A 13,337-nucleotide genomic window follows, 5' to 3' on the forward strand; every position below is an offset into this window, starting at 1 on the left:
AATCCGGTAGCGGCGTAAAAATCGCGGAAGGGATGAAAAAAACAGCGCCTGACGGCGCTGTGTCTGGCATGCCTGCAATCCGGGAAACCGGACCAGGAAAAAACTTGCAGGCCATAACAGTATCTACCCGCGCGACAACGTCATTTGTGGTTCGGCAAAATCCTCCAGAACGCCTCAATCAGCGGCTCATGCAGCCGCTTTTTTTGTGCACACACGCCCAGTTCAAACGGCGTTTTCTCATCGCTGCGATCTAAAATCATTACCCGGTTGCGTACAGGCTCCGGGCTGTTTTCCAGCACCACTTCCGGCAACAGCGCCACACCACAGCCGAGCGCCACCATCGATACCATCGCTTCATGCCCGCCAACCGTGGCGTAAATCATCGGGTTGCTGATTTTATTGCGTCGAAACCACAGTTCAATGCGGCGGCGTACCGGCCCCTGATCGGCCATAATAAACGGCACCGTTGACCAGTCGGGCTTTTCGACAGATACCTGATTACGCACCGGGCAGGGCAGCGCGGGGGCAATCAGCACTACTGCCAGATTCTCCAGCATCGAAAACGCCACAGCGCCGGGTAGCGTCTCCGGTTTCCCGGCAATCGCCAGATCCGCTTCTCCCGTGACCACTTTTTCCATTGCATCTGCCGCATCACCAGTGGTGAGTTTGATCTCCACCGACGGGTGTTCCGCGCGGAAGCGGTCGAGAATCGGCGGTAGATGGCTGTAAGCGGCGGTCACCGAGCAGAAAATATGTAACTCGCCAGAGAGCGACGGCCCTTGCTGATCGATGGTGTGGCGCAGTTGCTGATACTGCAACAATGTTTGCTGGGCGAAAACGCGTAACTCTTCGCCCGCTTCGGTCAGCGTTACCGTGCGGTTATCGCGCACAAATAGCGGCTGACCAAGATCTTCTTCCAGGCGCTGAATCTGCCGTGAGAGCGTGGATGGGCTAACGTGCATCGCCCGCGCGCTGCGGCCAAAATGGCGGCTTTCCGCCAGATGCAGGAAGGTTTTCAGATCGCGTAAATCCAATGGCGCAGCCCTCAATGTTGACGTTGCAGAAATTGCAATGTGACGTTGTGAATATATCAATTTCCGCAATAAATTTCCTGTCATATAGTGAATTCAATCTCGCAAACGCGAACCGAACAATAAGAAGCACAACATCACGAGGAATCACCATGGCTAACTACTTCAATACACTGAACCTGCGCCAGCAGCTGGCACAGCTGGGCAAATGTCGCTTTATGGGGCGCGACGAATTCGCCGACGGCGCGAGCTACCTTCAGGGTAAAAAAGTGGTTATCGTCGGCTGTGGCGCACAGGGGCTGAACCAGGGCCTGAACATGCGTGATTCTGGTCTCGATATCTCCTACGCTCTGCGTAAAGAAGCGATTGCCGAGAAGCGCGCGTCCTGGCGTAAAGCGACCGAAAACGGTTTTAAAGTTGGTACTTACGAAGAACTGATCCCGCAGGCGGATCTGGTGGTTAACCTGACGCCGGACAAGCAGCACTCTGATGTAGTGCGCACCGTACAGCCACTGATGAAAGACGGCGCGGCGCTGGGTTACTCGCACGGTTTCAACATCGTCGAAGTGGGCGAGCAGATCCGTAAAGATATCACCGTAGTCATGGTTGCGCCGAAATGCCCTGGCACCGAAGTGCGTGAAGAGTACAAACGTGGATTCGGCGTACCGACGCTGATTGCCGTTCACCCGGAAAACGATCCGAAAGGCGAAGGTATGGCGATCGCTAAAGCATGGGCGGCAGCAACCGGTGGTCACCGTGCGGGCGTGCTGGAATCGTCCTTCGTTGCGGAAGTGAAATCTGACCTGATGGGTGAGCAAACCATCCTGTGCGGTATGTTGCAGGCTGGCTCGCTGCTGTGCTTCGACAAGCTGGTGGAAGAGGGCACCGATCCGGCATACGCAGAAAAACTAATTCAGTTCGGTTGGGAAACCATCACCGAAGCGCTGAAGCAGGGCGGCATCACCCTGATGATGGACCGTCTCTCTAACCCGGCGAAACTGCGTGCTTACGCGCTGTCTGAACAGCTGAAAGAGATCATGGCACCCCTGTTCCAGAAACATATGGACGACATCATCTCCGGCGAATTCTCCTCCGGTATGATGGCGGACTGGGCCAACGATGATAAGAAACTGCTGACCTGGCGTGAAGAGACCGGCAAAACCGCCTTCGAAACCGCGCCGCAGTATGAAGGCAAAATCGGCGAGCAGGAGTACTTCGATAAAGGCGTACTGATGATCGCGATGGTGAAAGCGGGCGTTGAACTGGCGTTCGAAACCATGGTCGATTCCGGCATCATTGAAGAGTCTGCATATTATGAATCACTGCACGAGCTGCCGCTGATTGCCAACACCATCGCCCGTAAGCGTCTGTACGAAATGAACGTGGTTATCTCTGATACCGCTGAGTACGGTAACTATCTGTTCTCTTACGCTTGTGTGCCGTTGCTGAAACCGTTTATGGCAGAGCTGCAACCGGGCGACTTGGGTAAAGCTATTCCGGAAGGCGCGGTAGATAACGCGCAACTGCGTGATGTGAACGAAGCGATTCGCAGCCATGCGATTGAGCAGGTAGGTAAGAAACTGCGCGGCTATATGACAGATATGAAACGTATTGCTGTTGCGGGTTAAGTGCGCGCTGATGCCCTCACCCCGACCCTCTCCCACAGGGAGAGGGAGAAAACACTCAAGGCCTTCTCCTGGAGAAGGCCTTGCTATTAGTTGCGGTACAGCACCTTAATGATGTGGTAACCGAACTGGGTGTGCAGCGGGCCGGTCGGCTCCAGTACCGGACAAGAGAACACAACTTTATCGAACGCCGGAACCATCTGACCCTGGCGGAATTCACCTAAATCACCGCCGCGTTTGCCTGATGGGCAAATGGAGTGTTTCTTCGCCAGCTTGCCGAAATCGGCACCGTTCTTAATCTGCTCGAGAAGATCCAGAGCCAGTTTCTCTTCTTTTACAAGGATATGCAGTGCTGCTGCTGTTTTTGCCATGATCGTGCCTTGAGTGAATAATTGTCAGGCGGCGATTTTAGCATGATCCGCAGATGCTAACGTAATTGTCAGTCAGGGAGGGGCTGGTACATATATGGCAAAAGCCCGGAAAATCCGGGCTTCGCAGGTCCCTCAAGGGGAGAAAACTTAGGGCCTCTATGGGCTACAAAGTCATTATCGGGGATGGTTATTTTATTGTCAATTTATGAGCGATATGGCATTGATTGACTTGATGACCGCCCTCTGTATGTCTGCAACCAACTCATGTGGCAAACATTGATTAAGATACCCTCTGTAAGTCCTTGCTCTATTTAATCGGTTTCGACTGACTTGTTGTACCAGGTCGGCTTTGGCCCAACGAATCTGCTGATCAAAGAATTGCAGGACATTGATAACATTACTGGCTATTTCAACATGCATTCCACGATTTAACTTGTCATGATCGCGAGTGGTTGATAATGGAACGACGATACATGCGTTGCCATTAATTTTTCCGTTGAGCACGACAACTAACCTGTTTTTTATCATTTCAGGAGGAATGCGGCCATCGTAATACGTGGTGCTGAACTGTCCATTCTGGATAACAGGATAGTTACCAAAGTTGCATTCCTGTATTTCACCAACCTTAGGGCTGAAATTAATCGCCACGAGTAAACCTCTCCTTAGTAAACTCTGAAAAAGTAATAACACAACGTTACGACCCGATATTTTCTAAGTCTAATGGATTCACGATGAACTCCGATTTCGGTCTTCTCTCTCTGATTTAAACATCCGCAGCCAACCGGTTAGCGGCTTACACGCGGTCACATTCAAATGCGATTCTGCTACAATCCTCCCCCCGTTCGAAGATTGAGCAATACACCTATGCGTCTAAACCCCGGCCAACAACAAGCTGTCGAATTCGTTACCGGCCCCTGCCTGGTGCTGGCGGGCGCGGGTTCCGGTAAAACTCGTGTGATCACCAATAAAATCGCCCATCTGATCCGCGGTTGCGGTTATCAGGCGCGACATATCGCGGCGGTGACCTTTACCAATAAGGCGGCGCGCGAGATGAAAGAGCGTGTCGGGCAGACGCTGGGTCGCAAAGAGGCGCGCGGGCTGATGATCTCCACTTTTCACACGCTGGGGTTGGATATCATCAAACGCGAGTATGCGGCGCTTGGGATGAAGGCGAACTTTTCGCTGTTTGACGATACCGATCAGCTTGCTTTGCTTAAAGAGTTGACCGAGGGGCTGATTGAAGATGACAAAGTTCTCCTGCAACAGCTGATTTCGACCATCTCCAACTGGAAGAACGATCTCAAAACTCCGGCGCAGGCGGCGGCAGAGGCAAAGGGCGAGCGGGATCGTATTTTTGCCCATTGTTATGGGCTGTATGATGCACACCTGAAAGCGTGCAATGTTCTCGACTTCGATGATCTGATTTTATTGCCGACGTTGCTGCTGCAACGCAATGAAGAAGTCCGCGAGCGCTGGCAGAACAAAATTCGCTATCTGCTGGTGGATGAGTATCAGGACACAAACACCAGCCAGTATGAACTGGTGAAACTGCTGGTGGGCAGCCGCGCGCGCTTTACCGTGGTGGGCGATGACGACCAGTCGATCTACTCCTGGCGCGGCGCACGTCCACAAAACCTGGTGCTGCTGAGTCAGGATTTTCCGGCGCTGAAGGTGATTAAGCTTGAGCAGAACTACCGCTCTTCCGGACGTATTTTGAAAGCGGCGAACATCCTGATCGCCAATAATCCGCACGTCTTTGAAAAGCGTCTGTTCTCCGAACTGGGTTACGGCACAGAGCTAAAAGTTTTAAGCGCGAATAACGAGGAACATGAAGCCGAGCGCGTTACTGGCGAGCTGATCGCCCATCACTTCGTCAATAAAACGCAGTACAAAGATTACGCCATTCTTTATCGCGGTAACCATCAGTCGCGGGTGTTTGAAAAATTCCTGATGCAAAACCGCATCCCGTACAAAATTTCTGGTGGTACGTCGTTTTTCTCTCGTCCTGAAATCAAGGACTTGCTGGCTTATCTGCGCGTGCTGACTAACCCGGACGATGACAGCGCATTTCTGCGTATCGTTAACACGCCGAAGCGAGAGATTGGCCCGGCGACGCTGAAAAAGCTGGGTGAGTGGGCGATGACGCGCAATAAAAGCATGTTTACCGCCAGCTTTGATATGGGTCTGAGTCAGACGCTTAGCGGACGTGGTTATGAAGCATTGACCCGCTTCACTCACTGGTTGGCAGAAATCCAGCGTCTGGCGGAGCGGGAGCCGATTGCCGCGGTGCGCGATCTGATCCACGGCATGGATTATGAATCCTGGCTGTACGAAACATCGCCCAGTCCGAAAGCCGCCGAAATGCGCATGAAGAACGTCAACCAACTGTTTAGCTGGATGACGGAGATGCTGGAAGGCAGCGAACTGGATGAGCCGATGACGCTCACCCAGGTGGTGACGCGCTTTACTTTGCGCGACATGATGGAGCGTGGTGAGAGTGAAGAAGAGCTGGATCAGGTGCAACTGATGACTCTGCACGCGTCAAAAGGGCTGGAGTTTCCTTATGTCTACATGGTCGGTATGGAAGAAGGGTTTTTGCCGCACCAGAGCAGCATCGATGAAGATAATATCGATGAGGAGCGGCGGCTGGCCTATGTCGGCATTACCCGCGCCCAGAAGGAATTGACCTTTACGCTGTGTAAAGAACGCCGTCAGTACGGCGAGCTGGTGCGCCCGGAGCCGAGCCGCTTTTTGCTGGAGCTGCCGCAGGATGATCTGATTTGGGAACAGGAGCGCAAAGTGGTCAGCGCCGAAGAACGGATGCAGAAAGGGCAAAGCCATCTGGCGAATCTGAAAGCGATGATGGCGGCAAAACGAGGGAAATAATCAAGGCCGGAAAAGATGCGTCAGCATCGCATCCGGCACTTACTCATTAATGCACTTCCAGCGGCCAGTGGACATAGCTCTGCCACTGGCTTTCCTGAGCAATAATCTCTTTACCCAGCGGATGTTGGGTTAGCCAACCTTGCGGAAGCGTCAAGGTCAACAGTTCATGGTTAGCCTGTAATGTCATCTCTGGCACGAGATCGTCACGGCGACGGCTGGCAAAAATGATGGCCAGGCGGAGTAAACGGCAGAGTTGTTCTGCGACGCGCGGCGGTACGGCATTTTGCTGATGCAGCGATGAGAGATCGACCGGATTAGTCTGGTTGAGCAGTAGCGTCGCCAGCAATTTTTTCTGTGCGGGGGTAAAACCGGGAAGATCCAGATTACGCACCAGATAAGCAGCGTGTTGCGGCGCTTGTTTAAAGTCAACGCTCAGGCCGATTTCATGAAGCTGACAGGCGCTGATGAGCAAATCGCGGCTTATTGCTTCAAGATGCCATTCCTTTTCCACCTGATCGAAGAAGTTAGCCGCAACTTTGGCTACGCGCTGCGCCTGATCAATATCGATCATAAAGCGGCGCTGAATATTACGCAGCGTACGGCTGCGAATATCCTGCTCGACGGCCAGATGCAACATGCCGTAGACCAGGCCTTCACGCAGCGCACCGCCCGCCAGGGTCATACACTGAATATTCAGTTCGGTAAAAATGGCGATCAGGATCGCCAGACCACTCGGGAACACTAACGCACGTTCCAGCGTCAGCCCGTCAATCTCCAGTTCCTCCAGCCGACCGCAATGAATGGCTCGCTGTTTCAATTGCTGCAACTTTTCCAGGGTAATGCGTTCATCCATCCCCTGTGCCATCATGATTTCCTGTAACGCCTGCACGGTGCCGGAAGCTCCAACGCACACTTTCCAGCCGTGATACCGTAATTCATCGGCAACCGGACGTAACACTTCGCGTGCCGCTTTTTCTGCAGCATCAAAATTTTCCTGCCCCAGATTACGATCGGCAAAATAGCGTTCCAGCCAGGTGACGCAGCCCATCGACAGGCTGAACAACGAGGTGGTTTGTGCACCCGTGCCGGTTACCAGTTCAGTACTGGCACCGCCTATATCCACCACCAGGCGCTGATCGGCACCGCCAGTTGTGTGAGCAACGCCCTGATAAATCAGACGTGCTTCCTCTTCACCGCTGATCACCTGTACCGGACAACCGAGGATTTCCTGCGCTTTGGCAATAAAATCACCCGCATTGACGGCAAGACGTAATGTCGCCGTAGCGACAACGCGAATTTGCGAGGGAGGGATATCTTGCAGACGTTCAGCAAACAGGCGCAGACATTGCCAACCGCGCTCCATTGCTTCATTAGACAGGGCATTTTCGCTATTCAGGCCAGCAGCCAGACGCACTTTGCGTTTTATTCGCGTCAGCGTCTGGATGCTTCCAGCCACCTCGCGCACAACCAGCATATGAAAACTATTCGAACCGAGATCAATGGCTGCATACAGCGACGAGGTGGAACCCATACTCTTCATCCTTCAATCTGTCTCTGTGTTGGCTGCATTCTTTCACCTGAATCACTTACTACAGTATGCTCATCGGGATTCATTCTCTTGCCATCTTGATACAGTTTGAATGATTTTGAGTATGACATTTTATTTAACCTGAACGACGACGATTACGCGGAGCGCCAGTACGACGCGGACCATTGCCTGTACGTGGGCGCGTGAGGCGCAGCGGTTTTGGCAGATCGGTCATCAATGCGTCCGGATTGTATTTGCTTACCGGAATTGAGTGACCAATATAGGTCTCAATAGCAGGCAAATTCAATGCATACTCTTCACACGCCAGGCTGATAGAGTGACCGCTTGCGCCTGCGCGACCTGTACGACCAATACGGTGAACGTAATCTTCACAGTCATCGGGTAAATCGTAGTTAAAGACGTGCGTCACTGCCGGAATATGCAAACCACGCGCGGCAACGTCGGTGGCAACCAGAATATCCAGATCGCCACGGGTAAATTCATCAAGAATACGCAGACGTTTTTTCTGCGCGACATCGCCTGTCAACAAACCGACACGATGACCATCTGCCGCCAGGTGGCCCCAGATCTCTTCACAACGGTGTTTGGTATTGGCGAAAATAATCGCTCTGTCTGGCCACTCTTCTTCGATCAGCGTTTGCAGCAAACGCATTTTTTCTTCGTTAGAAGGGTAGAAAAGCTCTTCTTTAATACGGTGGCCCGTTTTCTGTTCCGGTTCCACTTCAATATATTCGGCATTGTTCATCTGCTCGAACGCCAGTTCACGTACCCGGTACGAAAGCGTGGCGGAGAACAGCATGTTGAGGCGCTGGTTTGCAGGCGGCATACGGCGGAACAGCCAGCGGATATCTTTAATAAAGCCCAGATCGTACATGCGATCGGCTTCGTCCAGTACCACCACCTGAATGGCACCGAGGTTAATGTGGTTCTGCTTGGCGTAGTCAATTAAACGCCCCGTAGTGCCAATCAGAATGTCAACGCCGCTTTCCAGCACTTTCAGCTGTTTGTCGTAGCCATCACCACCGTAAGCCAGACCCAGCTTCAGGCCGGTAGCTTCCGCCAGCGGTTCTGCGTCGGCATGGATCTGCACGGCAAGTTCACGCGTCGGTGCCATAATTAAGGCACGTGGTTGATTCACCTTGCGATCGGCAATCGCAGGATGAGAGAGAAGATAATGAAACGTTGACGTAAGAAACGCCATCGTTTTCCCGGTACCGGTTTGCGCCTGCCCGGCTACGTCACGACCCGCCAGCGTCAGCGGAAGGGCCAGTGCCTGAATGGGCGTACAGTTATGAAACCCTTTTTTTTCAAGGGCTTCTACAACCTTCGGATGCAGGGCGAAGTCGGAAAACTTCTGTTCTGTTAAATGTGTTTTGCTCATAGTGTGGTAGAATATCAGCTTACTATTGCTTTACGAAAGCGTATCCGGTGAAATAAAGTCAACCTTTAGTTGGTTAATGTTACACCAACAACGAAACCAACACGCCAGGCTTATTCCTGTGGAGTTATATATGAGCGATAAAATTATTCACCTGACTGACGACAGTTTTGACACGGATGTACTCAAAGCGGACGGGGCGATCCTCGTCGATTTCTGGGCAGAGTGGTGCGGTCCGTGCAAAATGATCGCCCCGATTCTGGATGAAATCGCTGACGAATATCAGGGCAAACTGACCGTTGCAAAACTGAACATCGATCAAAACCCTGGCACTGCGCCGAAATATGGCATCCGTGGTATCCCGACTCTGCTGCTGTTCAAAAACGGTGAAGTGGCGGCAACCAAAGTGGGTGCACTGTCTAAAGGTCAGTTGAAAGAGTTCCTCGACGCTAACCTGGCGTAAGGGAATTTCATGTTCGGGTGCCCCGTCGCTAAAAACTGGACGCCCGGCGTGAGTCATGCTAACTTAGTGTTGACTTCGTATTAAACATACCTTATTAAGTTTGAATCTTGTAATTTCCAACGCTTCCCGTTTTATCTTAAATGCGAAGTGAACAGATTTCTGGCTCGTCACTCAATCCGTCTTGTCGTTTCAGTTCTGCGTACTCTCCTGTGACCAGGCAGCGAAAAGACATGAGTCGATGACCGTAAACAGGCATGGATGATCCTGCCATACCATTCACAACATTAAGTTCGAGATTTACCCCAAGTTTAAGAACTCACACCACTATGAATCTTACCGAATTAAAGAATACGCCGGTTTCTGAGCTGATCACTCTCGGCGAAAATATGGGGCTGGAAAACCTGGCTCGTATGCGTAAGCAGGACATTATTTTTGCCATCCTGAAGCAGCACGCAAAGAGTGGCGAAGATATCTTTGGTGATGGCGTACTGGAGATATTGCAGGATGGATTTGGTTTCCTCCGTTCCGCAGACAGCTCCTACCTCGCCGGTCCTGATGACATCTACGTTTCCCCTAGCCAAATCCGCCGTTTCAACCTCCGCACTGGTGATACCATCTCTGGTAAGATTCGCCCGCCGAAAGAAGGTGAACGCTATTTTGCGCTGCTGAAAGTTAACGAAGTTAACTTCGACAAACCTGAAAACGCCCGCAACAAAATCCTCTTTGAGAACTTAACCCCGCTGCACGCAAACTCTCGTCTGCGTATGGAACGTGGTAACGGTTCTACTGAAGATTTAACCGCTCGCGTACTGGATCTGGCATCACCTATCGGTCGTGGTCAGCGTGGTCTGATTGTGGCACCGCCGAAAGCCGGTAAAACTATGCTGCTGCAGAACATTGCTCAGAGCATTGCTTACAACCACCCGGATTGTGTGCTGATGGTTCTGCTGATCGACGAACGTCCGGAAGAAGTAACCGAGATGCAGCGTCTGGTAAAAGGTGAAGTTGTTGCTTCTACCTTTGACGAACCCGCATCTCGCCACGTTCAGGTTGCGGAAATGGTGATCGAGAAGGCCAAACGCCTGGTTGAGCACAAGAAAGACGTTATCATTCTGCTCGACTCCATCACTCGTCTGGCGCGCGCTTACAACACTGTTGTTCCGGCGTCAGGTAAAGTGTTGACCGGTGGTGTGGACGCCAATGCCCTTCATCGTCCGAAACGCTTCTTCGGTGCGGCGCGTAACGTGGAAGAGGGCGGCAGCCTGACCATTATCGCGACGGCGCTTATCGATACCGGTTCTAAAATGGACGAAGTTATTTACGAAGAGTTTAAAGGTACAGGCAACATGGAACTGCACCTCTCTCGTAAGATCGCTGAAAAACGCGTCTTCCCGGCTATCGACTACAACCGTTCCGGTACCCGTAAAGAAGAGCTGCTCACGACTCAGGAAGAACTGCAGAAAATGTGGATCCTGCGCAAAATCATTCACCCGATGGGCGAAATCGATGCAATGGAATTCCTCATTAATAAACTGGCCATGACCAAGACCAATGACGATTTCTTCGAAATGATGAAACGCTCATAAATTTGTCTTATGCCAAAAACGCCACGTGTTTACGTGGCGTTTTGCTTTTATATCTGTAATCTTAATGCCGCGCTGGCGATGTTAGGAAAATTCCTGGAATTTGCTGGCATGTTATGCAATTTGCATATCAAATGGTTAATTTTTGCACAGGGCTGGTGGGTTCGGAACGGACTTTCCCTTCTGAATAAAGGTCTTCGTGGTTATACTTCTGCTAATAATTTTCTCTGAGAGCATGCATTGTGAATTTACTGACAGTGAGTACTGATCTCATCAGTATTTTTTTATTCACGACACTGTTTCTGTTTTTTGCCCGTAAGGTGGCAAAAAAAGTCGGTTTAGTGGATAAACCAAACTTCCGCAAACGTCACCAGGGATTGATACCTCTCGTTGGGGGGATTTCGGTTTACGCAGGGATTTGCTTCACGTTCGGAATTGTCGATTACTATATTCCGCATGCATCTCTCTATCTCGCTTGTGCCGGTGTGCTTGTTTTCATTGGCGCGCTGGATGACCGTTTTGATATCAGCGTGAAAATCCGTGCCACCATACAGGCCGCTGTTGGCATTGTTATGATGGTGTTCGGCAAACTTTATCTCAGTAGCCTGGGTTATATCTTTGGCTCCTGGGAGATGGTGCTCGGACCGTTTGGTTACTTCCTGACGCTATTTGCCGTCTGGGCGGCCATTAATGCGTTCAACATGGTTGATGGCATTGATGGCTTGCTGGGCGGGTTGTCCTGCGTCTCGTTTGCAGCAATCGGTATGATTTTGTGGTTCGACGGGCAAACCAGCCTCGCAATCTGGTGCTTTGCGATGATCGCCGCCATCCTGCCATACATCATGCTTAACCTTGGTATCCTGGGTCGCCGCTACAAAGTCTTTATGGGTGATGCGGGCAGTACGCTGATTGGTTTTACCGTTATCTGGATCCTGCTCGAAACGACCCAGGGCAAAACCCATCCCATCAGCCCGGTTACCGCTTTGTGGATAATCGCCATTCCGCTAATGGATATGGTGGCGATTATGTACCGTCGCCTGCGTAAAGGCATGAGCCCATTCTCTCCTGACCGTCAGCATATTCACCATTTGATCATGCGTGCCGGGTTTACTTCCCGTCAGGCGTTTGTGCTGATTACCCTTGCCGCAGCACTGCTCGCTTCCATTGGCGTGCTGGCAGAATATTCTCATTTTGTCCCGGAGTGGGTCATGCTGGTGCTCTTTTTGCTAGCATTCTTCCTCTATGGATATTGCATTAAGCGTGCCTGGAAAGTTGCTCGCTTTATTAAGCGCGTAAAACGCAGACTGCGTAGAAATCGTGGTGGCAGCCCCAATTTAACCAAATAAATGAGGATGTGATGACACAACCAATGCCTGGGAAACCGGCCGAAGACGCTGAAAATGAACTGGATATTCGTGGGTTGTTTCGTACCTTGTGGGCTGGGAAGCTATGGATTATTGGCATGGGGCTGGCGTTTGCGTTAATCGCGCTGGCGTATACTTTTTTTGCTCGACAAGAGTGGAGCGCGACGGCGATTACCGATCGTCCAACGGTGAATATGCTGGGGGGATATTACTCGCAGCAGCAATTTTTGCGTAACCTGGATGCCCGTTCAAACATGGCTTCTGCCGACCAACCATCGGTCATGGACGAAGCCTATAAAGAGTTTGTTATGCAACTGGCCTCGTGGGATACCCGCAGAGAGTTCTGGCTGCAAACCGACTATTACAAGCAGCGGATGGTGGGCAACAGCAAAGCCGATGCGGCGTTGCTGGATGAAATGATTAACAACATCCAGTTTATCCCCGGAGACTTTACCCGCGCGGTCAATGACAGCGTGAAGCTTATTGCCGAAACCGCGCCTGACGCTAATAACCTGTTACGTCAGTATGTTGCTTTTGCCAGCCAGCGTGCAGCCAGCCATCTGAATGATGAGCTGAAAGGCGCATGGGCGGCACGCACCATCCAGATGAAAGCTCAGGTGAAGCGTCAGGAAGAGGTGGCGAAAGCCATCTACGACCGCCGGATGAACAGCATTGAGCAGGCGCTGAAAATTGCTGAGCAGCATAATATTTCGCGCAGTGCGACAGATGTGCCTGCCGAGGAATTACCTGATTCAGAAATGTTCCTGCTTGGGCGTCCAATGCTCCAGGCTCGACTGGAAAATTTACAGGCCGTCGGTCCGGCCTTTGATCTCGACTATGATCAGAATCGGGCCATGTTAAACACCCTGAATGTTGGTCCAACCCTGGATCCGCGTTTTCAGACCTATCGCTATTTGCGTACGCCGGAAGAACCGGTAAAACGCGATAGCCCACGTCGTGCCTTCCTGATGATTATGTGGGGCATTGTCGGGGGGCTGATCGGGGCTGGTGTCGCATTAACCCGCCGTTGCTCGAAATAGCAACACTGCTGCTGCGAGCGCAAAGGCGCTCGCCGCTTATTCGAAGA

General features: G+C 51.7%; 12 protein-coding genes. 7 read left to right on the top strand and 5 right to left on the bottom strand.

What is annotated here, in order from left to right; all coding sequences use genetic code 11:
• Window positions 1-140: 140 nt before the first annotated feature.
• Window positions 141-1,034: an HTH-type transcriptional activator IlvY gene (gene ilvY, locus ACJHXA_RS16655; RefSeq protein WP_000365788.1), complete on the bottom strand. Its 894-nt coding sequence runs from the start codon at window positions 1,032-1,034 to the stop codon at window positions 141-143.
• Window positions 1,035-1,183: 149 nt separating this feature from the next.
• Between ilvY and ilvC the strand changes: the two genes are divergently transcribed.
• Window positions 1,184-2,659: a ketol-acid reductoisomerase gene (gene ilvC / locus ACJHXA_RS16660; RefSeq protein WP_000024951.1), complete on the top strand. Its 1,476-nt coding sequence runs from the start codon at window positions 1,184-1,186 to the stop codon at window positions 2,657-2,659.
• An 86-nt stretch (window positions 2,660-2,745) separates the two neighbouring features.
• On the opposite strand, the gene ppiC is transcribed toward ilvC, so the two are convergent.
• Complete coding sequence (gene ppiC / locus ACJHXA_RS16665) at window positions 2,746-3,027, bottom strand: peptidylprolyl isomerase PpiC (protein WP_001140251.1); 282 nt, start codon at window positions 3,025-3,027, stop codon at window positions 2,746-2,748.
• Between the two features lie 198 nt (window positions 3,028-3,225).
• On the bottom strand, window positions 3,226-3,675 hold the full coding sequence (locus ACJHXA_RS16670) for a type II toxin-antitoxin system PemK/MazF family toxin (protein ID WP_000996708.1): 450 nt from the start codon (window positions 3,673-3,675) through the stop codon (window positions 3,226-3,228).
• Between the two features lie 216 nt (window positions 3,676-3,891).
• Between ACJHXA_RS16670 and rep the strand changes: the two genes are divergently transcribed.
• Window positions 3,892-5,913, top strand: coding sequence for a DNA helicase Rep (gene rep / locus ACJHXA_RS16675; protein ID WP_001238869.1), 2,022 nt, complete (start codon window positions 3,892-3,894; stop codon window positions 5,911-5,913).
• Between the two features lie 46 nt (window positions 5,914-5,959).
• On the opposite strand, the gene gppA is transcribed toward rep, so the two are convergent.
• Complete coding sequence (gppA, locus tag ACJHXA_RS16680; RefSeq protein WP_001299253.1) at window positions 5,960-7,444, bottom strand: guanosine-5'-triphosphate,3'-diphosphate diphosphatase; 1,485 nt, start codon at window positions 7,442-7,444, stop codon at window positions 5,960-5,962.
• A 133-nt stretch (window positions 7,445-7,577) separates the two neighbouring features.
• On the bottom strand, window positions 7,578-8,843 hold the full coding sequence (rhlB, locus tag ACJHXA_RS16685) for an ATP-dependent RNA helicase RhlB (protein WP_000047499.1): 1,266 nt from the start codon (window positions 8,841-8,843) through the stop codon (window positions 7,578-7,580).
• A gap of 130 nt (window positions 8,844-8,973) precedes the next feature.
• On the opposite strand from rhlB, the gene trxA reads away from it, so the two are divergent.
• From trxA to wzzE, 5 genes are all read left to right on the top strand, one after another.
• Window positions 8,974-9,303, top strand: a complete 330-nt coding sequence (trxA, locus tag ACJHXA_RS16690; protein ID WP_001280776.1) for a thioredoxin TrxA — start codon at window positions 8,974-8,976, stop codon at window positions 9,301-9,303.
• Window positions 9,304-9,443: 140 nt separating this feature from the next.
• A complete protein-coding gene (gene rhoL, locus ACJHXA_RS16695) occupies window positions 9,444-9,545 on the top strand; it encodes a rho operon leader peptide RhoL (RefSeq protein ID WP_001295255.1) in 102 nt (33 codons plus the stop codon).
• A gap of 84 nt (window positions 9,546-9,629) precedes the next feature.
• On the top strand, window positions 9,630-10,889 hold the full coding sequence (gene rho, locus ACJHXA_RS16700) for a transcription termination factor Rho (RefSeq protein WP_001054527.1): 1,260 nt from the start codon (window positions 9,630-9,632) through the stop codon (window positions 10,887-10,889).
• A 239-nt stretch (window positions 10,890-11,128) separates the two neighbouring features.
• The gene (gene wecA / locus ACJHXA_RS16705) at window positions 11,129-12,232 is read left to right on the top strand and encodes a UDP-N-acetylglucosamine--undecaprenyl-phosphate N-acetylglucosaminephosphotransferase (protein ID WP_001050960.1); all 1,104 of its coding nucleotides are present in this window, start codon (window positions 11,129-11,131) and stop codon (window positions 12,230-12,232) included.
• Between the two features lie 11 nt (window positions 12,233-12,243).
• The gene (gene wzzE / locus ACJHXA_RS16710; RefSeq protein ID WP_001299252.1) at window positions 12,244-13,290 is read left to right on the top strand and encodes an ECA polysaccharide chain length modulation protein; all 1,047 of its coding nucleotides are present in this window, start codon (window positions 12,244-12,246) and stop codon (window positions 13,288-13,290) included.
• Window positions 13,291-13,337: the final 47 nt, after the last annotated feature.

The organism is Escherichia sp. WS33 (assembly GCF_046486385.1).
In the GTDB taxonomy this organism is placed as follows: domain Bacteria; phylum Pseudomonadota; class Gammaproteobacteria; order Enterobacterales; family Enterobacteriaceae; genus ECMA0423.

Coding starts and splice junctions, on each gene's coding strand:
- ilvC (WP_000024951.1), top strand. CDS start 1,184: ATGGCTAACTACTTCAATACACTGAACCTGCGCCAGCAGCTGGCACAG.
- ppiC (WP_001140251.1), bottom strand. CDS start 3,027: ATGGCAAAAACAGCAGCAGCACTGCATATCCTTGTAAAAGAAGAGAAA.
- rep (WP_001238869.1), top strand. CDS start 3,892: ATGCGTCTAAACCCCGGCCAACAACAAGCTGTCGAATTCGTTACCGGC.
- gppA (WP_001299253.1), bottom strand. CDS start 7,444: ATGGGTTCCACCTCGTCGCTGTATGCAGCCATTGATCTCGGTTCGAAT.
- rhlB (WP_000047499.1), bottom strand. CDS start 8,843: ATGAGCAAAACACATTTAACAGAACAGAAGTTTTCCGACTTCGCCCTG.
- trxA (WP_001280776.1), top strand. CDS start 8,974: ATGAGCGATAAAATTATTCACCTGACTGACGACAGTTTTGACACGGAT.
- rhoL (WP_001295255.1), top strand. CDS start 9,444: ATGCGAAGTGAACAGATTTCTGGCTCGTCACTCAATCCGTCTTGTCGT.
- rho (WP_001054527.1), top strand. CDS start 9,630: ATGAATCTTACCGAATTAAAGAATACGCCGGTTTCTGAGCTGATCACT.
- wzzE (WP_001299252.1), top strand. CDS start 12,244: ATGACACAACCAATGCCTGGGAAACCGGCCGAAGACGCTGAAAATGAA.